The following is a 22,802-nucleotide window of genomic DNA, read 5'->3' as shown; positions in this document are numbered from 1 at the left end:
GCTATCAGCTGTTAAGCGTAGCTTGTTCGTTTTCCAGGAATTCCTCTTCAAGCGCGGTCTCATTGACCGCTTTATCCGGCGCGCTCTTGGCACGCGGTTTACCCTGCAGCTTGCCGAACAGATGATCCAGTGCACGTTCCAGCTTGACGGCTGCCCCATCGATCGCCTGTTCCAGCGTATCGGCTTTATGGGAGACCGAAAGCGGTTGATGGCCCTTTGGTCGTGCTTCCAGTTGGCAACTCAAATCGTGTGGACCGGGCTTGTCGCCGTTCTCATCGCGCAGGTAAACCTCGACGCGGGTCAGGTCCTCTTCATAACGTTCGAGCGTGCTCTCAATGGTAGTACGTACCCACTCCTCCAGTCGGATGCTGCTTTCAATATGGTTATCGCTATTGACTAGGATTTGCATAGTTTTTCCCTTATTTCAGCTAGCTCGCGAGAGATCACAAATTGCAACACCGGGGCGGTGAAACCATGACCTCTTGATTACACAATTGAGCAGACCGAGGAACAATTCAAGCCCTTGGCAAAGATAAATTCCACATTACAAATTAAGTCTGACAACAACCAAAAGCACTGTTAGGGTGGGGAGTTGCTTACATCTTCTTACGTTCCCATTTCCTTACAGTTGCCCCTCGCTCAAGGGGTTCAATGCACAAAAAATCCCCGCCTCCTCCACCAGCCAATCATGCATCTCACGTACGCCTGGATGGCTCAGCGCGCCCGGCGCATATAGCAGCATGTAACGTTTGTGATTAGGCACGGCGATGCCGAACGGTACGATCAAGGTGCCGCGCTCCAGCTCATCATTGAGCAAGGTTCGCCGGGCAATGGCCACGCCCATGCCCGCGATGGCGGCTTCGATGGTCAGGTGGTTGCGGTTGAAGGTATGCCCGCGCCGGGCATCAGCCGCGTCATGACCAATAGCATTCAGGTAAAACTCCCACTCCGCATATTCATAACTCCCACGCCAGGCAGTGATGTCGTGCAGCAGCGGGAAATGCACCAGGTCTGCCGGGCCGTGCAGCGGCGGCCGACCGCGCAACAGGCTCGGCGCACACACCGGAAAAATCTGCTCATCCAGCAGGGGTGTGGATAACAAACCGGGATAGCTGCCGTCATTGAGATCGATGGCCAGGTCAAAGTCGCCCTCGTGCAGGGCAATGCTGCTGTCTTCGGCCACCATGCGCAGTTGAATATCCGGGAAGCGCTGCTGCAAACGCGGCAACCTTGGAGTCAGCCACTTGCCAAGAAACGACGGGATCGAGCGCAGGCGCAAGGTGCCGCTGATCATCCCGGCGTCCAGGCGCTGCAGCTCGGCATCGATGTTGCCGTAAGCCTCGCCCACGGTAATCGCCAGTCGCTGCCCTTCGGTCGTTAATTCAACACCGCGTGCCCGTCGATGAAACAGACGAAAGCCCAGGCGCTCCTCCAGCTGGCGGATCTGCTGGCTGACCGCACCCGGCGTGATGTGCAGTTCTTCGGCACAGCGGGTGAACGACAAATGCCGGGCTGCGCAGGAAAACACATGCAACCAAACGTAAGTCTGGGCATGCAGGGGACGGATCATAGGGTTTAGTCCTGCTAAAGGGTGTCTTAGGATAAGTCGTTGGTCAGTGCAGGGCTAGAGGGACACTATCGCGCCAATGCCGCTGGTCCTACAAAACATGGCAGCGATTCCTACTCCATTGATTGTAAGGCTTTAGCATGGCTATCAGCGTTTTCGACCTGTTCAAGGTGGGTATCGGCCCGTCCAGCTCTCATACTGTCGGTCCGATGCGGGCAGCGGCGTCCTTCGCCCAGGCCCTGGTTGACCAACAATTGCTGGATGAAACCCGACGGGTGGAGATCCGCTTATATGGCTCGCTCTCCGCCACCGGCGTTGGCCACGCCACCGACCGCGCGTGCGTGATGGGACTGATGGGCGAATGGCCCGACAGCATCGATCCCACCTCGATTAGTCCACGCATCCAGCAGTTGCGCGAGTCTGGTCAATTGCAGCTCGCCGGCAAAACGTCGATTGCCTTCAACTGGCAACACGACCTCCTGCTGCTGGATGAAACCCTGCCCTACCACCCCAACGCCATGTCCCTGCACGCCTATGGGAAAAACGGCTTGTTGAGCGAGCAGACGTACTACTCGATAGGCGGCGGTTTCATTATCGAGGCGCAGGAAGCTGAATCAGGCATTGCGCCTACCAGCGATGTGGAATTGCCCTACGATTTCTCCAGCGCCGTCGAACTGCTGGCCTTGTGCAAAAAGCACGGCCTGCGGGTTTCCGAACTGATGATGGCCAACGAACGGGCCTGGCGCAGTGATGCCGATATTCGCAGCGGCCTATTGCATATCTGGTCGGTGATGCGCGAGTGCGTCGAGCAGGGATTGCGTCACGAAGGCATCTTGCCTGGCGGCCTGGACGTGCCACGGCGCGCGGCGAAACTGCACCGCAGTCTGCTGGAAATCGGCAAACCCAATGTCATCACGTCGACGTTGTCGGCGATGGAGTGGGTCAACCTATTCGCCCTCGCCGTCAACGAAGAAAACGCCGCCGGCGGGCGCATGGTCACCGCGCCCACCAATGGCGCGGCCGGGATCATTCCGGCGGTGCTGCATTACTACATGAAATTCAACGCCGAAGCCTCTGACGACGACGTGGTCAATTTCTTCCTGGCAGCGGCGGCCGTCGGCATTCTCTGCAAGAAAAACGCCTCGATCTCCGGCGCCGAAGTCGGCTGCCAGGGCGAAGTCGGCTCGGCCTGCGCCATGGCCGCCGCCGGCCTGGCAGACATACTCGGCGCATCCCCCGAACAACTGGAAAACGCCGCCGAAATCGGCCTGGAACACAACCTCGGCCTGACCTGCGACCCGGTTGGCGGCCTTGTCCAGGTGCCATGCATCGAGCGCAACGCCATCGCGGCCGTCAAAGCCATCAACGCCACCCAAATGGCCCTGCGCGGCGACGGCAAACACTTCATTTCCCTGGACCGAGTGATCCGCACCATGCGCGACACCGGCGCCGACATGCACGACAAATACAAAGAAACTTCACGGGGCGGCTTGGCCGTGAGCTGGGTGGAGTGCTGAGGAGCATTCCCTAACCGCCCCACGTGAGCCCGCGTAAAAACAATAACGAGGCAATAACGATGACCGATGGACGTACACCTGCTGCCGAAAATTCCGCTGTAGACCTGACGCCAACCACCGTTACAACAGGCTGGAACAAACACGACACTACCTGGATGCTCGGCCTGTACGGCACCGCCATCGGTGCCGGCACCTTGTTCCTGCCCATCAATGCCGGAGTCGGCGGCTTCTGGCCGTTGATGGTGCTGGCATTGCTGGCCTTTCCGATGACCTTCTTCGCCCACCGTGGGCTGACGCGCTTTGTATTGTCGGGCAAATCCGGCGACATCACCGAAGTGGTGGAAGAGCACTTCGGCATCGGCGCCGGCAAGCTGATCACCCTGCTGTACTTCTTCGCGATCTTCCCGATCCTGCTGGTATACAGCGTGGCGCTGACCAACACCCTCAGCAGTTTCATGGAACACCAACTGCACATGACGCCGCCGCCCCGGGCGATCCTGTCGCTGGTGTTGATCCTTGGCCTGATGGCCATCGTGCGTTGCGGCCAGGGTGTGATCGTCAAGGCCATGAGCGTGTTGGTCTACCCATTCGTCGCCGCCTTGCTGTTACTCGGCCTGAGCCTGATCCCCAACTGGAACGGCGCATTTTTTGCCTCCGCCAGCGAAGGCATGCCATTGCCGCTGTTCTTCAAGACCCTGTGGCTGGCGATCCCGGTGATGGTGTTTTCCTTCAACCACTCGCCGATCATCTCCGCCTTCGCCGTCGACCAGAAGCGCGTCTACGGCCCTCAAGCCGAGCGCAAAAGCAGCGGCATCCTGGCCATCGCCCACTGCATGATGGTGCTGACGGTGATGTTCTTCTGCTTCAGTTGCGTACTGGCGCTGTCACCGGCCGACCTGGCAGCGGCGAAAGCCCAGAACATTTCGATCCTGTCCTACCTGGCGAACCACTTCCAGACCCCCCTCATTGCCTACGCCGCGCCGTTGATCGCACTGGTGGCGATCACCAAATCCTTCCTGGGCCACTACATCGGCGCCAGCGAAGGCTTCCAGGGCCTGATCGTCAAATCCCTGCGCAGCCGTAATAAGACCCTGTCTGCCCGTTGGCTGGAACGCTGCACAGCGCTGTTCATGATCCTGACCTGCTGGGCTGTGGCGACCTTCAACCCGAGCATCCTGGGCATGATCGAAACCCTGGGCGGGCCGATCATCGCCTGCCTGCTGTTCCTGATGCCGATGTACGCGATCCGTCGAGTGCCATCTTTGCGCCAGTATTCAGGCCAGGTATCTAACGTGTTCGTGGTGGTGATCGGGCTGATTGCGCTGTCTGCGATCGTTTTCTCGTTTATGCCCTGAAACGGATCACCCCCGAAAAGGCGGGCCTCAGGGCTCTCCTTTTTTATACCGTAATGTCGAGGCGGCGCCTTATACGGCACGCCCCTTGCTGTACAGCTACTGAGGAAAACGGACGTTGTGAAAACCTCAGCGAGTGAATGGCCAGTGGTCCGGTAGCACGAACTAATCCCGACACCGGTCGTCAATGACTGCACGTTCTTATCAGGCGGTAACGCACAATGGACAATCCTTTTCAGGTCATCACTGACACGTTCACGCCCAAATACCGGGTCAACCTGAGCATCCAGCGCCTGGACGGCAGCATTATGCTGACCCTCTCCGACGATGACGGCGTGGTCGCCAAACGCATGATCAGCGCCGCACAACGCAACGACCCGCAACGACTCAAGCGGCTGGTGCAAAGTGTGCAGTTCGGTATTGCCATCGAACAGGGGCATAGCGCCATGGAGATTCTGGCGGTGATGACGGATGGGGATAATCACAAGGTGTTGCAACAACCGCCCAACCGCCAGCCGCCGCTGGCCGCCGGGATTTAGCTCACTGCTCTGACTTATCCTTTACAGACGGGTATCGGGACGATGCAAAACGCACCACCAGGATCGCAAAAGCCAACAGCAGAATACCGCCACACAGGTAGATAATCCCCAAGTCCGGGGCGTTATGGTGCGAAACATCGCCGATCAACAGCCTCGTCAATGCGGTAATGGCCACGTAAAGCAGAAACCTGATGGGCATATGGTTGGTCTTGAAATAGATACCGACCATTGCCCCCAATTCCAGATAGATAAACAGCAGCAAAATGTCATCAACCTTGATGCTGCCCTTGGACAGCATCTCGATAAAGGTCAGAACCGCTGCATAGGCAGTGATCGCGCCAATACCGAAAAGCGCCAGATAGTGAAACGCCTCCACCGCCAGATTGCCCAGCGAATCCGCGTTCGCATGCAAGCTTTTGCGCAGTTTTTCAGCCCATTTCAATTCTGTCATTGCTCACCACCGCCGTACAAAAATTAACCAACCGCAAGCCGATGCCCACGCCACGCGTCCTGCAAATCGCCCCGACCAGATAATGGCGGGGGGATATGACGATTTCTCTGCATGCAGAAAAAAGGCCAGAGACCGCAGAGTGAGAGGGTGGCGGGATGATATGAGGCATTTATCGTGCTGTCACGGTGCATCGATGCGGCAATCAGGCAGCTGACAAATGTCATTTCCCGGCTACATTAAAAAGCTGCTATCCAAACCCCGTGGATTGGCTTATCCTTTTCGCTGTATATAAATACAGTAGTCGCAATAGACAACTATCGTGAAGGCATGTGAGGTGGTGAATGGCCGTCGAAGTGGTATACCGCAGCAGCCGAGATCTGGAGCGTTTGTATATCGTTTTGCGGACTAGCGGACTGCCTAGATAGGCCATTGGTCGGGGTAGCTGCATCTAAAACTGCCGTAGTATCAGCAGCCTACGTATCCAGATGGAGAAATATTGTCCTTCGAAACCAATTATCCTGCCTAGTTTTCGCTTTTGCCACCCTGCCTAGTTAGCTCGTAGGGCTTTAGCGCAACAGTTCGCAAGATTCATCGGCCAGCATTTGATTTGAACAAATGCTTCCTCATACACGCTGGACAGACAGACGACGAGGCCAAAATGGCAGTTGAGACTCTTTATCGCAGTACCCGAGACCTGGAGACTACTTTTGTGGACCGCAAACTCGCTGATGCGCATGATCAAATGCTTGAGCTGGCGGAGCTGCTGACGGACACACTGATGAAGCATGTACCGGGGCTATCTGAGAAACACGCAGAGGATGTGAGCATCTACATGGCTAAAAATCGCTCAGTGTTTGCAGCAGCTTTCAAAAACAATGTGGGCGCTTTGAGCGAGCTTTCTGAAGCCACTGGTACTGAAGGATGAAATAGGTCAGAGCCTTCGAACGTGATTGACCGTTTAGTAAGCGTTTGGAGCTTATGCAAACTAAGCTCCAGCATAATGGGAATGTTTGGAATATTTTTAAAATTACAACCCCCTCGGGAGTGTTTGGTCGCTCATCGCTTCAGCCAATAACGGTCGACTGTGGCGCGACTGACACCCAGTCTACGAACGATCTCCATTTTTGCTAATCCTTCGGTTTGCAAAGTCTGGATGGCCAAACGATTATCTTCTGCCCGCTTTCCACGTACCCCGCGGCTCGCACCATGATTGATAACACTACTCAGCAGGCCAGCTCCGACAAGTCGGTTTAAATCACGTTCTTGCTGATGCCGATAGGCTTCAAGGTCGATACCAACCATGCGCGCCTCCACAGCCATAAGCACAAGGCTGAGGGAGATGCCTAGGCATTCGCATAAAGAATAGAGTTTGAGAACAGAAATGGCCAGGCGTCCTTGTTCGACCTTGGCAAGATGATCTCGATTTAGGACTTGTGCACAGCCCTCTCGACTGAGCCCAGCAGCAACCCGGACTTCCCTTATGACCTGCCCCAAAGCCTCCAAATAATCCATCTCTCTTCCGTGTACTCACAAAAGAGAGAATAAAGCCACGCTTTGACGCATCACATCGTGGGGGTATAAAATGCATATATAGCGCGTAAGCTTGGAATCCTCATCCTTCCAGGAACGTTCTACAAATCCTCAAACACTCACAACGCAGTCGAGATGAGTCCTGCGATACCGAATATTTTTCCACTGTGAGTGTACGAGCGGCACGGACTGAATCGGGAATGGGTTGGCAATTGATATACATACTTGACCCTGCAGAACGTAAAGTTTTCACTAGGACACACTGTGAACTAGAGGGGGTGGGATTTCTTATCACCATTACCTCAGCCCAGACAGGGATGAGTGATCGCGCTGCGATGGTCAGCTGTGCGTATGAACTTCAGTACTATATGAATGCTGCTCCTGACGTTGTCATCAGTCACGTGCAGATGCTGTGCCCACCAGCCCTGACCCGTTCCGGCAGATGGAGTTTGGAGGACCTGGACCAAATTATTTGCTTCCAAGGCATAGCAACTCAAGAAAGTGCTGTTGTATATCGCACCTCTCGCGGTGTTTACAAAATGGGAGAGCTGGACCTTCGCAAAAAAAAGACATCACAGGTGTGGTTCTCGAAAAAGCGCTTGGAAAATCACCGCCCTAGGATATCAGTGCCGGCTCCCAAATCAGCCAGTCACCAGATGTACGCTCCCCTCTACCTGAGGCGCAAGTCGACGATCAGTCCCAAGTTCGCTTAAGTCTCCTGGCTCCTTACCGAGGAGCTTTCTGATGTCAGATTTCAAACGTGCCGCCGAAGCTCTGTCGGATGCCCGCGAAATTGTCGTATGTTGGCGCCGATTGAAAACTGACCCAATGGGTCAGTTTTCGGTCAGCGGCAACAGATTAGGTTGGATTTTACTTTCCTGGACGCGCCTATTGTCTAGTCGCGGACTCGACAGTGGTTGTTATGGTGGCCTCCTCCCGTCAGTCAAAGTTTGTTGTTAGAAGAGGATTTTCTCCTACTTTGGTTAACGCTTTATGTGGTATCCACGATAGCAAAAGGGTCAAAATAAGGCCCAAGGATGGGCTGATGTTAGACACTTTTTTGTTTGAAAAAGGATTGGTTATCTGGTTCGCACCGCACGCCACTGGTCTTCCTCTAGATGATTCGCAGTTGCAGTGACATCGAGTATGCGGAAGAAGGCCCCGATAGGTAGAGCACCTAATTATAAAACTCAGCAGCTTAGCGTATGTTTAGGATGTCAATTTTTTATTATTAACAGAAGCCATTTATCATTCTGGAAATATCGATATTCAGAATATTCGAATTTCTTGACTTCGGATATGCCTAAGAGTGAATCTTCATTCGCTGTTATCCGTAAACAGGCTGAACAGGCGAAAAACTATAAGGATTTTGTCTTTGGGTAATTAGTCGGAATAGGCGGCAATTTAATATCAATGACTAATTTTCGAAAACGCTCTATTGACGAGCTTGATATTATAAGCGATGCTTTTGAGAGGCTGGTAAACAACGTGCCCCGTAATCATAAAAATTTAGAAATGCAGCGCAAAGCCAAGGTAGAATTCACGTTGTCCGCCGTAGACGACGAGACTGGTAGGTCTCGATCCCTCATAGCTTGATCAAATACTAAATATTATTAAGTGAGGGATATAGTTTTAAAAAATGGAAAAAGAAAATTGCCTCAACGTGGTGAGGCTGCCAAAAAAAATTGAAGAGATAAAACAAGAAAACATTGATCTTAAGAAGCGCTTTGAGTTAGCACTTGAGTCTCAGACCCAGATGCTGTTCGAGAGAACAAGAGCTGAGCGGGAGGCCGGGAAGTGGCTGAAGGCTTACAGATCTTTACAAGACCAACAACAAGGCGGCAGTAAGATTTTCTCTGCAGTATTCGACAAGTAATTGCCCTATGGCGGCGCCATTTCGATGATGTCAATCTCAAAGTAGTGAATCTGCGGAGCGCCACTTGGGAGCATGAATTTGGCGACATATTAAAATTTAAGGCTTTCCTGACTGCTCTGCTAAAAACACCCTCCTGAACGAACACTTTTAATAGTCTGAATTTGAGCGCTTTATATTGCTACCAAGGATTTTGAACGGGGCATTATTTGAAAGCATCAAATATTATTCGCACGTTCATTATTTTTAATAATGTAAATCTAGCGTTTTTCTAGAACATATCCCACGCCTCTAAGTGTGTGAATTAACTTACTCTCAAAAGGGTCGTCCATCTTGGCTCTAAGTCTTCTTATGGAAACCTCAACGACATTAGTGTCGCAGTCAAAATTCATATCCCACACTTGAGATATGATTTGTGTGCGGCTCAGAACAATGCCCGTATTCCGCATTAGATAGTGCAGCAGAGCAAACTCCTTTGTTGTCAAGTCTATACGCTGACCATCTCTGAACGCTCTGTGGCGGCTTTGATCCAACTCAAGGTCAGCTACGCGAATAATTTCTACAGATGCAGCACTATCCGACCTACGCATCAATGCGCGAACTCGAGCAAGCAATTCGGGGAATTCGAAGGGTTTAATTAGGTAGTCATCAGCTCCATTCTCCAAACCTCTGACTTTATCGATTAGTCGGCTGCGGGCAGTGAGCATCATAATACGCGAAGAGCAATCTTTCCGTCGTAATAGTTCTAGAACTTGCCAACCATCCATCTCTGGAAGATTGATATCTAGAATAATGAGTTCGTACATGTGCTGCTTGGCCAGAAATAGCCCGTCAGAGCCGGTATGTACGCAATCCACTACATATCCGCACTCAGTGAGGCCCTGGCGTACATATTCAGCAGTTTTTACTTCATCCTCAATTACCAGAATTCGCATTGGATTTTGTCTCGATATTACTCAGCAGTTTTAACCACGCAAGTGCGCAGTCATCATTGGGGGGAATGGTAAATCAAAACTAACTGTCCGTGGCTTAAATAACAGACTTGTAATTGTTAAGCAATACGCTTGATAACCTCGCAGGTTAATGTGTCGCCATCTGGGTTTGTCAATTGCGGACCCTCCCCCATTAGGTGAATTTACCTTATGAAATATTGGGTTGTTCTATTTGTCGTGGGCGCTCTGTTCCGTTCAGATGATGGGGTCGACTCTCACGTTGAGGACGTGGGCCACTGGTGCAGCCATGAACTCCATCGGGATGCCATGCACATCCTTGAACAGGTATTGGAATTTTAGTAAAAAAAAAACGCCCCGAAGGGCGTAAAATATTCACCTTTTACCAAAGGAGCATTTAAGCAACTCAAGGTGAATTCGTTGAACTAGCGATTTGCTTTTCAGAAGTTCCGGCTGGAGGAGTAGCAGAGCAACGCAATGGCTTATAGTACCGAAAGTGGGTATTCAACGATCAGGCGCACTTCATCCAAATCCGATTCGAAAGCAGTTGCTCGTGTATTTGCTTGGCGCAATCTCAAAGAAAGGTCTTTGGCAGCTCCTGTTTGCACTACGTATTTAACCTCAATGTCACGCTCCCAACGTTTCTGATTGGTGAGCGGATTGCCATTGTCATCGGTACGCATGTAAAACTGATTGGCATTAGAGTAGTCCGCGCCAGAGCCTTTGGCATAGCGAGTCATGAACGAAAGGCCTGGAATACCGTAGTCGGTCATGTTTAGGTCGTAGCGCAGCATCCAAGAGCGTTCTTTTGGCGAGTTGAAATCGCTGTACTGAATTGAGTTGTCGACGAATATCGAGTCTGATTGACGTAAATAGTCGAAATCGTCATCGCCATTGTTACGCTGATGCGACAGTGCGAGGGTGTGTGCACCATACCTGACGCCGAGCTTGGCGCTCCAGATATTATTATCGAACTCACCCAAACGTTTCTTGCCTTCGTCAACAGCTTTATAGTAATTAAAGCCGCTGATCAGGGTCAAATCATTGCTAAGCGGGTAGGAGACGCTTGTCCCGGCGTAGTATTGATTCCATACATCTTTTAGCTGGCTGGCATAGAGACTTACAGTAACACTGTCGTTGACCTTGTAATCGCCGCCACCGTAACCGATCCAAGGCGAGTTGACTGGGCCGCCATAGAAGGTCACGAAGTTATCGTTCAGGTCGCTGGATACTGGTTGGCTCATCGCGTGTAGTCTACCACCCTGCAGGGTGAGGCCTTGCATGCTGGTGTTTTCAACCGTTACACCGCGGAAGCTTTCTGGCAGTAGACGTGCGTCTCCTGATGCAACGACTGGTGTCGCTGGGAAGACATCACCCAATTTCACTACGGTATCGAACAGGCGGACTTTGGCAGCCCCCCCAACCTTCGTGTATTCATCACGGGCCTGGCCCTTTCCATCAACTGGCAACACATCGAAGGAGCTTCGGCCGCCGTTACGGCCATCGCCTGTATCGAGCTTGAGGCCGATCATAGCGAAGGCATCTAAACCAAAGCCGACGGTGCCTTGGGTGAAGCCCGAGTTGAATTTAGAAATTATCGCATGCGCCCAAGCTTCAGAATATCCGTTGGTGTTTCCCTTGCCGCTATTGAACGTTGGCGCAGAAGAGCTGCGATTATCACGATTGAAATAGAAGTTTCGGTTTAAAACAGTGAGGCTGCTACCGTCAATAAAACCTTCTGATGACTTATCTTCCGCGTTTGCTATAGCTGTATAGCTTATGGAAAAAGCAGAAGCTGCCAACACACACAACGGTACTTTAATTTTCATTTGATGCCCCTTTGATTACGGCAGCTTTTATTTTGATTTACCGACACGGCTATATTTTTTTTGTGGCCCGGCCGGGCACCTGCGTAGGACCTGACATGATAGTTGCAGATCAAAGATAACGGATTGGTGATAGAAAAATTACAATTTGGCAATCTAATTGTTATCTGTCGTATTTAAGGACGTTTTGTAGCTGCGGACTGATTTACTCAATAGCTTGTCCCGTGCGCAACTGGGCGGGAAATTTTAATGTCGAACGTACTTTCTAACGAAATTGTAATTTTACAGCCACCCCACTGATAGCGATCGCTGATTAGAGTGCCATCACCTGATCCAGTGGAGCTTGGCGGCTGTAAATACGTTCTCGCCAAGCTTTATCAAAGTTTGTGCACGAGGACCATAAAGTGCCCTGGTATAATCACAACGTTTTATCTAAAACCTCTGTCTTTGTCTTTCCCTTGAGAGCCATTGCATTCTGTACGCTCCTTTCAGGAGCGATCGTGCCAGCCGCATTTGCTCAGAGTATTAGCCTGGCCGAAGCGCTTTCCACTGCAATGGATGCTAACCCCGATCTTGCAGCTGCGCGTCAGGAAATCGGCATCTCGGAAGGAGTTCGCAAGCAAGCGGGACTCATCCCTAATCCTGAAATTTCGTATGACGTGGAAGACACCCGTCGTAATACAAGCACGACCACAGTCACCCTTAGTCAGCCTTTAGAGTTGGGTGGCAAACGAAGTGCTCGTATCGAAGTTGCCACCTACGGTCAAACCGTCGCGCAGCTAGAGCTGGACCGACGAGTCAATGGTCTTCGTGCGGATGTTGTCCAGTTTTTCTACGCCGCCTTAAGGGCTCAGACAGGCTTGAACCTGGCAAAACAATCTTTGGAGCTCACCGAACGCGGTCTGCGCATAGTCGATGGTCGGGTGCGCGCCGGTAAGTCCTCACCGGTGGAGGCTACGCGCGCCCAGGTGCAGTTGGCTGAAGCCAAGTTACAGGTAAGGCGCGCTGAAACAGCGAAGTCAACGGCTTACCAGCAATTGGCCCAGGTAATAGGCAGCTCGGCTACTGCATTTGATCGTCTGGACTCGCCAAACCTATCTCCCGGCATTCCGCCGCAGGCCGCAGAATTATTGGCGAAGCTTGATCAAACTGCAGAGATGCGACAGGCGCTTGCTCAAATAGACAAGAGCGATGCCTCACTCGGGTCGGAAAAGGCCCAACGTATCCCGAATCTCACTGTGAGTGTGGGTAGCCAATATGACCGGTCTGTTCGCGAGCGGGTCAACCTCGTGGGGCTGTCGATGCCTTTGCCGCTCTTTGATCGTAATCAGGGCAACATTCTTTCCGCTTCTCGCCGCGCAGATCAGGCCCGAGACCAACGAAACGCTGTAGAGCTAAGGCTACGCTCCGAAACCCAAACCGCAGTTAACCAGTGGGCTACCGCCATGCAAGAGGTCGAGTCTTACGACAAGACGATTCTGCCTTCAGCTCAACTGGCCGTGGATACCGCAACGCGTGGATTTGAGATGGGCAAATTCGGCTTCATCGAAGTGCTGGATGCGCAGCGCACCTTGATAGTCGCTCGTGGCCAGTACCTCGACTCGTTGGCGGCTGCAACCAATGCGCGTGCGCAGGTGGAAAGGGTTTATGGCGACGTCGGATCGAATGCCAGTTTTCGCTGAACGCCTAGACATTTTCCTCGGTACGCGTCTTTGAATAAGCCGCTACCTACGATCAGCAGGAGTAACAATGGACAACAAACGTAAGATCGCACTGGCGGTAGTCGCTGTGGCAGCCCTTGGATTTGGCAGCTTCGCCTGGAACTCTAGTTCTGAGCAGCCGCCAGCCAGTAATGCCGAACACGGCGCTGAGGACGGCCATGAGCATAAGAAGATTGCCGCAGCACCCGCTGAAGAGGGGGGGGATGATGGCCACGGTGAGGAGGGCCACAGCGACAGCGAAAAGGGAGAGGAGGAAGAAGGCAAGATGACGCTTAGCGCTGAGCAGATCAAGGCTGCCGGTGTCGTCCTCGAAGCTGCGGCTCCCCGTGAACTTAGCACCGTCGTGACTTTTCCTGGCGAGATACGGTTTGACGAGGACCATACAGCGCATGTCGTGCCTCGCGTACCTGGCGTTGTAGAAAGCGTTCAGGCCAACCTCGGAGAGTCGGTTAAGAAGGGGCAAGTCCTTGCGGTGATTGCGAGTCAACAGATCTCCGATCTACGCAGTGAGCAACAAGCCGCTCAACGACGTGTAGAACTGGCACGTTTGACCTTCGACCGCGAGAAACAGTTGTGGCAGGACAAAATCTCCGCCGAACAGGATTACCTCCAGGCTCGTCAAGGGTTGCAAGAGGCAGATATATCCTTGGCCAATGCTAAGCAAAAGGTCGGAGCTATCGGGGCATCGGTCAATTCTGCCGGCGGTAACCGCTACGAGCTTCGCGCGCCCTTCGACGCAGTTGTCGTGGAGAAGCACCTGACCGTCGGTGAGGTTGTCAGCGAGGCAACCAACGCTTTCATTCTTTCAGACCTCAATCAGGTGTGGGCAACCTTCGCAGTTCCTCCGAGCGATTTGGGGAAGGTTGTGACAGGCCGTGCGGTAAAGGTTTCTTCGCCTGACATGAAGGCTGAGGTGGACGGCAAGGTTGGTTATGTAGGCAGCCTCCTGGGTGAGCAGAACCGTGCAGCGACCGTTCGCGTCACGCTGACCAATCCAAATGGAGCCTGGCGACCAGGCCTTTTCGTAAGCATCGCGGTCACTTCACAGACTGATCGGGTGGCCGTAGCCGTTCCAGAATCCGCAGTGCAGACCGTTGAGGAAAAGCCTGCGGTATTCGTCAGGACCACTGAGGGATTTGACACTCGCACGGTAACGCTTGGTCGCCGTGCAGGTGGCTATGTGGAAATAACCGAAGGCCTCCAATCCGGCGCCCAAGTGGCAGCCAGTGGCAGCTTCACGCTCAAGTCCGAGCTCGGCAAGGCTAGTGCCGAGCACAGTCACTGATGCGAACTGACAGGATCATTCCACATGTTTGAACGTCTCATAAGATTCGCCATTGAGCAGCGCATCGTTGTAATGATAGCCGTGCTGATCATGGCCGGTATCGGTGTCTACAGCTATCAAAAGCTGCCTATTGATGCAGTACCAGATATTACCAACGTACAGGTTCAGGTCAACACTGCTGCTCCTGGTTACTCTCCGTTGGAAACCGAACAGCGAATTACCTTTCCAGTTGAAACGGCAATGGCTGGCTTGCCGGGCCTTCAGCAGACTCGTTCCCTTTCTCGCTCTGGACTATCTCAGGTCACCGTCATTTTTGAAGACGGCACCGACATCTTCTTCGCTAGGCAACAGGTCAACGAGCGACTGCAGGTAGCGAAGGAGCAGTTGCCGGATGGCGTAGACGCAGTGATGGGGCCTGTATCAACGGGTCTCGGCGAGATCTTCCTGTGGACTGTCGAGACTGAGAAAGGCGCTGTCAAAGAGGATGGTACGGCCTATACACCAACTGATTTGCGCGTGATCCAGGATTGGATAATCAAGCCACAATTGCGCAACGTCCGGGGTGTGGCCGAGATCAACACCATTGGTGGCTATGCCAAGCAGTACCTGATTGCTCCGGATCCGAAACGTCTGGCCACTTACAAGCTGACTCTTAATGATCTGGTCGCTGCCTTGGAAAGCAACAACGCCAACGTTGGCGCCGGTTACGTCGAGCGCAGCGGTGAGCAGTTGCTCATCCGCGCACCCGGCCAGGTAGGCAGTATCGAAGATATCGCCAATATTGTGATTACCAGTGTCGATGGCGTGCCGATTCGAGTCAGCAATGTCGCTGAAGTCAGCATCGGGAAAGAGCTCCGCTCTGGAGCTGCTACTGAGAACGGTCGAGAGGTTGTATTGGGTACGGTGTTCATGCTGATCGGCGAAAACAGCCGGACAGTATCTCAAGCTGTTGCAGCCAAACTGGCTGACATTAACCGTACCCTACCCAAGGGCGTTGTTGCCGTTACCGTCTACGACCGTACCAATTTGGTTGAAAAAGCCATATCGACAGTGAAGAAGAACCTGATTGAAGGGGCGATTCTTGTAATCGTTATCTTGTTCCTGTTCCTCGGTAACATCCGTGCGGCACTGATCACTGCCATGGTGATCCCGTTGTCCATGTTGTTCACGTTTACAGGCATGTTCAACAACAAGGTCAGTGCCAACTTGATGAGCCTTGGCGCACTCGACTTTGGCATCATTGTTGATGGGGCGGTAGTGATTGTCGAGAACGCAATCAGGCGCCTGGCTCATGCACAAAACAAGCATGGGCGGATGCTCACCAAAGCCGAGCGCTTTCACGAGGTTTTTGCAGCTGCACGGGAAGCTCGCCGCCCCTTGATCTTCGGTCAGCTGATTATCATGGTTGTGTATTTGCCGATCTTTGCACTCACCGGTGTCGAAGGAAAAATGTTCCACCCCATGGCATTTACCGTGGTGATGGCACTTGTCGGCGCGATGATTCTCTCCGTAACCTTTGTTCCTGCGGCAATTGCCATGTTCGTCACAGGCAAGGTCAAGGAAGAAGAGGGGATGGTGATGCGTATTGCACGGCAGCGTTACGCTCCCGTTCTGCAGTGGGTGCTTAAGCATAGAAGCATCGCATTTTCCGCCGCCATAGCCTTGGTCGTTCTAAGTGGTGTGCTCGCGAGCCGAATGGGCAGTGAGTTCATTCCGAGTCTGAGTGAAGGGGATTTTGCGCTGCAGGCTTTACGAGTACCGGGGACTAGCTTGACTCAGTCCGTAGACATGCAGCAGCGCTTGGAAAAAGCCGTCATTGAGCAGGTGCCTGAGGTCGAGCGAATGTTTGCCCGTACCGGCACAGCGGAAATTGCTTCCGATCCAATGCCGCCGAATATCTCAGACGCTTACGTGATGCTGAAGCCGAAAGACCAGTGGCCAGATCCCAATCGATCGCGTGAAGAGCTAATTGCTGAAGTTCAGAAAGCTGCAGCAAGTGTGCCTGGCAGCAACTATGAGTTGTCCCAACCTATTCAACTGCGCTTCAACGAACTCATTTCGGGTGTCCGCAGTGACGTGGCCGTCAAGGTGTTCGGCGATGACATGGACGTTCTAAATCGAACAGCAGCGAAGATAGCCACTGCATTAAAGGGTGTCCAGGGGTCTTCGGAGGTGAAGGTAGAGCAGACTACAGGCCTGCCTGTACTTACCATCAATATTGATCGGGAGAAGGCAGCACGTTACAGCCTGAACATCGGCGCAGTGCAAGATGCGATTGCAATCGCAGTAGGTGGTCGTCAGGCCGGCACGCTTTATGAGGGCGATCGCCGCTTCGATATGGTGGTACGTCTATCTGAAACACTGCGTACAGATGTAGCGGGGTTGTCCGGCTTGCTGATTCCCGTGCCGCCGAATGCGGCACAAGGGGCGAATCAAATCGGCTTCATTCCGCTGTCCCAAGTGGCTAGCCTGGATCTGCAGCTAGGTCCGAACCAGATAAGCCGAGAGAACGGTAAGCGTGTTGTTGTGGTCAGCGCAAACGTTCGGGGGCGTGACCTTGGTTCGTTTGTTGAAGAAGCGAGCAGTGCTCTGGCAACCGGCGTGGAGATTCCCGCTGGCTACTGGACCACGTGGGGTGGTCAGTTCGAGCAACTGCAGTCAGCAGCCAAACGTCTGCAGGTAGTTGTTCCGGTAGCTTTGCTGTTGGTCATGACGTTGTTGTTCTTGATGTTCAACAACCTCAAGGATGGCATGCTGGTCTTCACCGGGATCCCATTCGCACTCACGGGTGGCGTAGTCGCGCTTTGGCTGCGGGATATCCCGCTGTCGATCTCGGCAGGGGTCGGATTCATTGCGCTTTCCGGTGTAGCTGTGTTGAACGGTTTGGTAATGATTTCCTTTATCCGCGGACTACGTGAGGAAGGGCGTACCCTACGTCACGCAGTTGATGAAGGCGCATTGACTCGATTACGGCCAGTGCTGATGACTGCCCTTGTTGCATCCCTGGGATTCATACCTATGGCACTGGCAACCGGTACCGGTGCAGAGGTTCAGCGGCCGCTGGCTACAGTCGTGATCGGCGGTATCTTGTCCTCCACCGCACTTACCTTGCTGGTGTTGCCTGCTCTGTATCAATGGGCACATCGCAAGGATGATGACGGCGATGAAGCAGAAAGCTGATAGCCGATAAACAAAAGCCCACAACAACAGTTGTGGGCTTTTTCGTTTTTATAGGGTCGATATTTCACCTTTCAAAATTGTAAGTTTTCCGTCATGCCGGTGATGCCTATGAATTGATAAGGTTGCATCCAGTGACATTGATATCGAGAGAAACTTATGAAAAAGCTTATTGTTGCAGCTGCACTTGTTTTTTGCTCTATGACTTCGCAAGCCACTACTTTTTCGGAGAAGAAGCAGATGGAATACATCCAGGAGCACCAAAGTGCCGTGGCTGCCTACGCGAAAAAAAATAACAAGCCTATGCCAGAGATTGTCGACTATAAATACGGCATGAAGATTGATGTAGAGAAATTCGTACGTCAATCCCAGGACCCTCGTACTTGCCAGATTTATTCACGATTGATGAGCTACGAAGACCCCCAGGGTGAACTCAAGACGATTCGCTATTCTGTATTCTCGCAATGCCCGAATAACAAAAGCTGAATTTTTTGAATGGCTAGGCATTTAATAAGCGCCAGGCAATGCCTGGCGTTTTTTAAGGCGCCTGGAGTGGTACTAGGCAAAAATTGTTGCACCGACGGTGCTACTCGCCCTCAAGCCTTAATACGTTATAGCTAATATACTTGGTTGGAACACCTGCATTCAGAACGATCGAGTTCATAACATCTGGTTGACCCTCCTGATGGCTAAGCAATAGTAACTTTCCCTAGATTAACCTGATCGCAGCTTGCTCAGAGTGAGCTTTTGGTACTTAACCTTTTGAATATTTTGATATTAAGACGGCTAAAATTGGCGAGGCCGAATGATTGGGGCAGTGTATTTCTAAGACTTCGACCTGTGGAGTAAATTGGAAGCTTGTGGTATGTGGGAAATCCTAGAAGCGTACAATTGTGATTCCAGTCTCTCTGCACTAACTAATCTCTGCGATAGACAAACTTACTATGTGGTCACCCATTCAACTCGCAGCAGGGTAATGTGGGGTATCTATACTTGTGATATGGATTATCTGTTTTTTTCAAAATTGTAATTTTCGAGTCATGTTGAAGTTATTCAGCTCTGAAATCACATGTAATTTTCACTTTTTTTTCACTTTGAACTCCTTAAGCTTCGCAGATGGAAAATAAAAACTTGCCTATTGTAGCGTTATTTATTCGTTATCTAGGGGTCGGATCTATTGCAACGGGAATGCATTACTCTGTTTTCCTTGCACTGGTCGCGAGCGGGTTTGCTGATCCAGTGTTGGCCAGCGTTAGCGGAGGCGTCTTAGGCGCGTTTGTTAGCTATGTTGGTAATAAAAGGCTCTGCTTTATAGCGAAGGGAGATTGTAAGCTTCAACCCATTAGGTTTTTGCTGATTTCGTTGGCGACAAACCTCGGTAATGGAATGGGCATGTGGGTCTTAATTAAAATTGACCTGTCACCGTTTATATCCCAGATATTGGTGACGTTAATCCTAACTGCGCTCGGATTCATCGCACACCGTTTCTGGACATTCAATCATGCAGACATTACATCGGCTTTCCGAACGCCCTGATCCTTTGTTAACCATTGTGGTGCCCTGCTTTCAAGAAGAGCAAACCATTCCCGAATTTCACAAGCGCATCACCCGCGTCGTAAGGTGTTTGCCTGTCTCGTGCGAGATTCTTTATATCGACGACGGAAGCAATGACCGTACTGCAGACTTACTTCGCCACTATCAGGATGGATCTGATGTACGCTGCCTGTTCCTGAGCCGAAACTTCGGCAAAGAGGCTGCGTTAAGTGCAGGCATCGACCACGCGCGCGGTAGCGCATTGATCTTTATTGACGTGGACCTGCAGGACCCGCCTGAACTCATTACGAGCATGGTGCACCACTGGCAGATGGGTTACGACGTTGTGAACATGCAACGCGACTTGCGAACCGGCGATTCCTTGCTAAAGCGCATGAGTGCGCGCAGTTACTACTGGATCATGCAGCGACTGGTGGAGAAAGTTGATCTCCCGGCGGATGTCAGTGACTTCCGTCTGATTGGCCCTGCGCCATTGGCTGCATTGAGAGCGCTAGACGAACGCTCCAGAATTCTTAAGAGCCTGATCGGCTGGGTGGGTTTTCGTACCATAGAGCTACCCTACAATCGCACTTTTCGTCATGCGGGTAATACCAAATGGAACGCCGCTGGGCTGTTCAATCTAGCCATTGAAAGTGTTCTCAGTTTCTCTCGAAAGCCGCTGCGTATATTCAGCCTCATTAGCTTCGGCTTCTTCGTCTCCAGTATCTGTTTCCTGCTCGCTGCGCTCGTGGCAGGCTCCTTCGACATCCATCACTTGCTGCTCGGAATGGCTTCATTTATGTGCTTGGGGGTTGCCATGGTGGGCGAGTACTTGGGTGTGACGCTCGCGGAAGTCAAACGCCGACCGCTTTATTTTTTGAAGAGCAATAACAAAGCAACCCCCGTGACTATTCACCCTCCGGTTTCCTCGATCGAGAGTAAGAAATGCTGAACTTGAAAAACGAGCGGACACTGCTGTGGATCCTAATCTCGATTCTGCTTTTACGTCTTCTGGGGCTGGGAGCATATCCCCTGATGGATACGTCCGAAGCACGCTATGCCGAAATGGCACGCAAGATGGTCGAACTGAATGACTGGATTACCCCAATGTTCGATTATGGAGTACCGTTTTGGGGTAAGCCGCCACTGTCTTTCTGGACTCAGGCAGCGAGCATGAAGTTATTCGGTATCAACGAATTCGCTGCCCGATTTCCAGCTTGGCTACTTCACCTAGCAAGCTGCTTTATCATCATTAAGCTCGCGACCCAGGAGATGTCGCGCAGGGCTGGCATCTGGGGAGCCATCATCTTCTCAAGCACGACACTGGGCCTGGTATCCAGTGGTGTTGTACTGACTGACCCTGTTCTGTCGTTCTCGATACTGCTTGCTAGCTATGGTTTTTGGCGTTGGATGAAGTGTGCAGGCAAAGCGGATGCCTATCTGATGTTCTTAGGTCTTGGCTTGGGCTTACTCGCTAAGGGACCACTGACACTGGTGTTGATGGGCATGCCGGCGTTCGCCTGGATCGTCATCCACAAAGAATGGAATCGGATGATGATGCTTCCGTGGGTAACCGGGATTATTCTCATGCTCGGTATTTCTGTGCCTTGGTATGTCGCGGCCGAAATAAAGACGCCTGGGTTCATGGAATATTTTTTTGTTGGTGAACACTGGAGCCGATATGTAATTAGTGATTGGGCTGGGGACCTATATGGCAGTGCACATGCCAAGCCATATGGCACCATCTGGATCCAGCTCGGTCTGTCGCTGTTGCCTTGGGCATTTTTCCTGCCTCTAATGATTCGCAGAAGAGCATCGATGCGGCGTTTCGAGGCTTATATGTGGCTCTGGGCATTGGCCACGCCTCTCTTCTTCACGTTCTCTGGCAACATTCTCTGGACCTATCTGCTCCCGGCTCTACCCGCCTGGGCGCTGCTTCTTGCAGGGCGAATCAGTGAAGTCGGCCTTTATACCAGCCGGGCTGCTGCAGCGAGCGCTTTCCTGCTGCCAATTGTGGGCGCAGGTATCATTTACGCTGGAGTACTAGACGAACGCCCTCAAAACCAGCGAGATGTGGTTGACGCCTGGTTCAAAGCACAGTCGGCTCAATCGGGTGCCCTGATCTATCCTGGCCGTCGTTCGTATTCTTCTGAGTTTTATAGTAGGGGAATGTCCGAAAACATCAAAGATCCTGATGAGTGGCCTCGCAACAGCTTTTTCTATCTTTCCAGGCGTTTGCGCGACAGCAATGCTGATCTGCCTACAGGCCTAGGTTGCGTAAGAGTTACCGAAACGAACGCAAGCCTACTGCTTCTTTGTCGTTGGGAGAATACTGGGCCAAGATAGTGAAGATTTTGCAGCAGATGGCGTAGCGGGCTCTAATCGAAAATGATCATCCGATGAAGGACATACTCAAAGCGTGACGTTATTTCAGATTTAAAAGAACAATAAGTCTTAGAGATAATCTCTGTATCTGAGTAGTTCCGTCTATCACCGCTGGAATAGCTAACACTAAATGTAAGAAAAAGCCAGATATTAATCTGGCTTTTCGTCGATACGAATCGTCATTTTACATCTAACCGCCTATTAGTTGTCGGCTTGCTCCTGACGATCCTGACGCTCTTCCTGCTTTTCTTGAGCAACTTTCTGTTTACCTTGCTCCGAGGAGTCAGGGCCCCACAAGCGAGCCTGTTCGGCTCGGAAGTTTTCCTTGAACTGCTTAGTTCGCTCGAAACCATCTTCAGCAAACGCGAAACCTGTAAGCCCAATTAGCAGGCTGCCAATAGAGAAGTATTTTACGAATTTCATTGAAGCCTCGATATTCACTAGGTCTGCCTTGATAGCATCCTTTGTTGGTTACTAGTCTAGGATTACGAAGCTAACGGCAAGGTGAGTTAATAATTACAATTTCGTAATTTTACGCTTGGCGAGAAGGTTTAAGTCTTCCAGGCGATAACAAAAGACGATGAAGAGCTGGGGCTTTTATTAATTTTCAATTTTGATATCCGGTGCATTAACACTGTAGGCTTTTCTTGCTTGCCAAGGAGCTAATCATGTTCGTTTTAGAGCCCTGAGTGGCAGAAGTCTTTGATTTTCGCCCATGCATCAAGACTCAATTTACAGCTAAGTGAGCTTTCATTTCACATTAGGGCGCGCGACGCGGTCGGGGGGAGATCAATTGATTTTTTTCCATGAATTTACGATCTCCGCCGCATATTCCGGGGGAAGGTGCAAGAGAGAAGGTGCGGCCTCATGCCGTCGAGATCGACTTACAGTTCGAAGCATTTCAAATTCTGCAGAGTATAGCGGGGTCTCTGATCGTTGAGCGCTAGGCAAAAGCAACGGTTGCGAATTATTCGGTCTGAAGTTCAGAGACCGTCGGTTTTCTACGCGCCATGTGAGGATTCTGGCGATAGAGTTTTTTTCTCGCATAACGTCAGTGAGTCCTTGAGCACCCACGCGTCGGCTACGTCTCAGGCAT

20 protein-coding genes are annotated in these 22,802 nt (G+C 51.8%); 13 read left to right on the top strand and 7 right to left on the bottom strand.

Annotated features, from left to right (window positions below; all coding sequences use genetic code 11):
- Nucleotides 1-4: 4 nt before the first annotated feature.
- Nucleotides 5-409, bottom strand: a complete 405-nt coding sequence (locus tag ACZRKZ_RS00810) for an HPF/RaiA family ribosome-associated protein (protein WP_133102016.1) — start codon at nt 407-409, stop codon at nt 5-7.
- A 213-nt stretch (nt 410-622) separates the two neighbouring features.
- Nucleotides 623-1,570: a LysR substrate-binding domain-containing protein gene (locus ACZRKZ_RS00805; protein WP_463980438.1), complete on the bottom strand. Its 948-nt coding sequence runs from the start codon at nt 1,568-1,570 to the stop codon at nt 623-625.
- Between the two features lie 137 nt (nt 1,571-1,707).
- Here ACZRKZ_RS00805 and ACZRKZ_RS00800 point away from each other — a divergent pair, with 137 nt between their 5' ends.
- From ACZRKZ_RS00800 to ACZRKZ_RS00790, 3 genes are all read left to right on the top strand, one after another.
- A complete protein-coding gene (locus ACZRKZ_RS00800; protein WP_463980437.1) occupies nt 1,708-3,084 on the top strand; it encodes an L-serine ammonia-lyase in 1,377 nt (458 codons plus the stop codon).
- Between the two features lie 59 nt (nt 3,085-3,143).
- Nucleotides 3,144-4,439: a serine/threonine transporter gene (locus tag ACZRKZ_RS00795; protein ID WP_463980436.1), complete on the top strand. Its 1,296-nt coding sequence runs from the start codon at nt 3,144-3,146 to the stop codon at nt 4,437-4,439.
- A 218-nt stretch (nt 4,440-4,657) separates the two neighbouring features.
- A complete protein-coding gene (locus tag ACZRKZ_RS00790) occupies nt 4,658-4,975 on the top strand; it encodes a DUF3509 domain-containing protein (RefSeq protein WP_463968035.1) in 318 nt (105 codons plus the stop codon).
- 1 nt (nt 4,976) lies between these two features.
- Here the strand turns inward: ACZRKZ_RS00790 and ACZRKZ_RS00785 are convergent, their stop codons facing one another.
- The gene (locus ACZRKZ_RS00785; RefSeq protein ID WP_463968034.1) at nt 4,977-5,426 is read right to left on the bottom strand and encodes a phosphate-starvation-inducible protein PsiE; all 450 of its coding nucleotides are present in this window, start codon (nt 5,424-5,426) and stop codon (nt 4,977-4,979) included.
- Nucleotides 5,427-6,084: 658 nt separating this feature from the next.
- Here ACZRKZ_RS00785 and ACZRKZ_RS00780 point away from each other — a divergent pair.
- On the top strand, nt 6,085-6,351 hold the full coding sequence (locus tag ACZRKZ_RS00780; protein ID WP_026136726.1) for a YebG family protein: 267 nt from the start codon (nt 6,085-6,087) through the stop codon (nt 6,349-6,351).
- Between the two features lie 131 nt (nt 6,352-6,482).
- Here the strand turns inward: ACZRKZ_RS00780 and ACZRKZ_RS00775 are convergent, their stop codons facing one another.
- Entirely contained in the window at nt 6,483-6,938 is a 456-nt protein-coding gene (locus tag ACZRKZ_RS00775) for a helix-turn-helix domain-containing protein (RefSeq protein WP_017736196.1), read from the bottom strand.
- Between the two features lie 296 nt (nt 6,939-7,234).
- On the opposite strand from ACZRKZ_RS00775, the gene ACZRKZ_RS00770 reads away from it, so the two are divergent.
- Together ACZRKZ_RS00770 and ACZRKZ_RS00765 are read left to right on the top strand one after the other, a co-directional pair.
- Nucleotides 7,235-7,669 (top strand): hypothetical protein, encoded by a 435-nt coding sequence (locus ACZRKZ_RS00770; RefSeq protein WP_026136727.1) that lies wholly within the window; start codon nt 7,235-7,237, stop codon nt 7,667-7,669.
- Between the two features lie 926 nt (nt 7,670-8,595).
- Nucleotides 8,596-8,832, top strand: a complete 237-nt coding sequence (locus ACZRKZ_RS00765) for a hypothetical protein (protein ID WP_017736198.1) — start codon at nt 8,596-8,598, stop codon at nt 8,830-8,832.
- A 257-nt stretch (nt 8,833-9,089) separates the two neighbouring features.
- Here ACZRKZ_RS00765 and ACZRKZ_RS00760 read toward each other — a convergent pair whose 3' ends face one another.
- On the bottom strand, nt 9,090-9,764 hold the full coding sequence (locus ACZRKZ_RS00760; RefSeq protein ID WP_017736199.1) for a heavy metal response regulator transcription factor: 675 nt from the start codon (nt 9,762-9,764) through the stop codon (nt 9,090-9,092).
- A gap of 497 nt (nt 9,765-10,261) precedes the next feature.
- On the bottom strand, nt 10,262-11,608 hold the full coding sequence (locus tag ACZRKZ_RS00755; protein ID WP_026136728.1) for an OprD family porin: 1,347 nt from the start codon (nt 11,606-11,608) through the stop codon (nt 10,262-10,264).
- 401 nt (nt 11,609-12,009) lie between these two features.
- Between ACZRKZ_RS00755 and ACZRKZ_RS00750 the strand changes: the two genes are divergently transcribed.
- The 7 genes from ACZRKZ_RS00750 to ACZRKZ_RS00720 all read left to right on the top strand — a co-directional run bounded on the left by ACZRKZ_RS00750 (nt 12,010) and on the right by ACZRKZ_RS00720 (nt 21,667).
- Nucleotides 12,010-13,287, top strand: a complete 1,278-nt coding sequence (locus ACZRKZ_RS00750) for a TolC family protein (RefSeq protein ID WP_081609223.1) — start codon at nt 12,010-12,012, stop codon at nt 13,285-13,287.
- A gap of 67 nt (nt 13,288-13,354) precedes the next feature.
- Complete coding sequence (locus tag ACZRKZ_RS00745; protein WP_017736202.1) at nt 13,355-14,611, top strand: efflux RND transporter periplasmic adaptor subunit; 1,257 nt, start codon at nt 13,355-13,357, stop codon at nt 14,609-14,611.
- A gap of 24 nt (nt 14,612-14,635) precedes the next feature.
- Entirely contained in the window at nt 14,636-17,791 is a 3,156-nt protein-coding gene (locus tag ACZRKZ_RS00740; protein ID WP_017736203.1) for a CusA/CzcA family heavy metal efflux RND transporter, read from the top strand.
- A gap of 156 nt (nt 17,792-17,947) precedes the next feature.
- Nucleotides 17,948-18,274 carry a DUF2790 domain-containing protein gene (locus ACZRKZ_RS00735; protein WP_017736204.1) on the top strand — a complete coding sequence of 109 codons (327 nt, stop codon included), beginning with the start codon at nt 17,948-17,950 and terminating at the stop codon, nt 18,272-18,274.
- A 630-nt stretch (nt 18,275-18,904) separates the two neighbouring features.
- On the top strand, nt 18,905-19,324 hold the full coding sequence (locus ACZRKZ_RS00730; protein WP_081609224.1) for a GtrA family protein: 420 nt from the start codon (nt 18,905-18,907) through the stop codon (nt 19,322-19,324).
- Complete coding sequence (locus ACZRKZ_RS00725) at nt 19,290-20,273, top strand: glycosyltransferase family 2 protein (protein WP_026136730.1); 984 nt, start codon at nt 19,290-19,292, stop codon at nt 20,271-20,273. Before ACZRKZ_RS00730 ends, ACZRKZ_RS00725 begins: the two co-directional genes overlap by 35 nt.
- Entirely contained in the window at nt 20,267-21,667 is a 1,401-nt protein-coding gene (locus ACZRKZ_RS00720) for an ArnT family glycosyltransferase (RefSeq protein ID WP_017736207.1), read from the top strand. Before ACZRKZ_RS00725 ends, ACZRKZ_RS00720 begins: the two co-directional genes overlap by 7 nt.
- A gap of 240 nt (nt 21,668-21,907) precedes the next feature.
- On the opposite strand, the gene ACZRKZ_RS00715 is transcribed toward ACZRKZ_RS00720, so the two are convergent.
- Nucleotides 21,908-22,129, bottom strand: coding sequence for a hypothetical protein (locus ACZRKZ_RS00715; protein ID WP_026136731.1), 222 nt, complete (start codon nt 22,127-22,129; stop codon nt 21,908-21,910).
- Between the last annotated feature and the right edge of the window lie 673 nt (nt 22,130-22,802).

It is taken from the genome of Pseudomonas sp. c313, assembly GCF_055407145.1.
This window is presented reverse-complemented; position numbering and strand designations above follow the sequence as displayed.

Excerpts from the sequence above, each read along its gene's own strand:
- ACZRKZ_RS00780 (WP_026136726.1), top strand. The coding sequence starts at position 6,085 with ATGGCAGTTGAGACTCTTTATCGCAGTACCCGAGACCTGGAGACTACT.
- ACZRKZ_RS00755 (WP_026136728.1), bottom strand. The coding sequence starts at position 11,608 with ATGAAAATTAAAGTACCGTTGTGTGTGTTGGCAGCTTCTGCTTTTTCC.
- ACZRKZ_RS00725 (WP_026136730.1), top strand. The coding sequence starts at position 19,290 with ATGCAGACATTACATCGGCTTTCCGAACGCCCTGATCCTTTGTTAACC.
- ACZRKZ_RS00760 (WP_017736199.1), bottom strand. The coding sequence starts at position 9,764 with ATGCGAATTCTGGTAATTGAGGATGAAGTAAAAACTGCTGAATATGTA.
- ACZRKZ_RS00785 (WP_463968034.1), bottom strand. The coding sequence starts at position 5,426 with ATGACAGAATTGAAATGGGCTGAAAAACTGCGCAAAAGCTTGCATGCG.
- ACZRKZ_RS00720 (WP_017736207.1), top strand. The coding sequence starts at position 20,267 with ATGCTGAACTTGAAAAACGAGCGGACACTGCTGTGGATCCTAATCTCG.
- ACZRKZ_RS00765 (WP_017736198.1), top strand. The coding sequence starts at position 8,596 with ATGGAAAAAGAAAATTGCCTCAACGTGGTGAGGCTGCCAAAAAAAATT.
- ACZRKZ_RS00805 (WP_463980438.1), bottom strand. The coding sequence starts at position 1,570 with ATGATCCGTCCCCTGCATGCCCAGACTTACGTTTGGTTGCATGTGTTT.
- ACZRKZ_RS00730 (WP_081609224.1), top strand. The coding sequence starts at position 18,905 with ATGGAAAATAAAAACTTGCCTATTGTAGCGTTATTTATTCGTTATCTA.
- ACZRKZ_RS00810 (WP_133102016.1), bottom strand. The coding sequence starts at position 409 with ATGCAAATCCTAGTCAATAGCGATAACCATATTGAAAGCAGCATCCGA.
- ACZRKZ_RS00715 (WP_026136731.1), bottom strand. The coding sequence starts at position 22,129 with ATGAAATTCGTAAAATACTTCTCTATTGGCAGCCTGCTAATTGGGCTT.
- ACZRKZ_RS00735 (WP_017736204.1), top strand. The coding sequence starts at position 17,948 with ATGAAAAAGCTTATTGTTGCAGCTGCACTTGTTTTTTGCTCTATGACT.
- ACZRKZ_RS00740 (WP_017736203.1), top strand. The coding sequence starts at position 14,636 with ATGTTTGAACGTCTCATAAGATTCGCCATTGAGCAGCGCATCGTTGTA.
- ACZRKZ_RS00745 (WP_017736202.1), top strand. The coding sequence starts at position 13,355 with ATGGACAACAAACGTAAGATCGCACTGGCGGTAGTCGCTGTGGCAGCC.
- ACZRKZ_RS00800 (WP_463980437.1), top strand. The coding sequence starts at position 1,708 with ATGGCTATCAGCGTTTTCGACCTGTTCAAGGTGGGTATCGGCCCGTCC.
- ACZRKZ_RS00790 (WP_463968035.1), top strand. The coding sequence starts at position 4,658 with ATGGACAATCCTTTTCAGGTCATCACTGACACGTTCACGCCCAAATAC.
- ACZRKZ_RS00775 (WP_017736196.1), bottom strand. The coding sequence starts at position 6,938 with ATGGATTATTTGGAGGCTTTGGGGCAGGTCATAAGGGAAGTCCGGGTT.
- ACZRKZ_RS00795 (WP_463980436.1), top strand. The coding sequence starts at position 3,144 with ATGACCGATGGACGTACACCTGCTGCCGAAAATTCCGCTGTAGACCTG.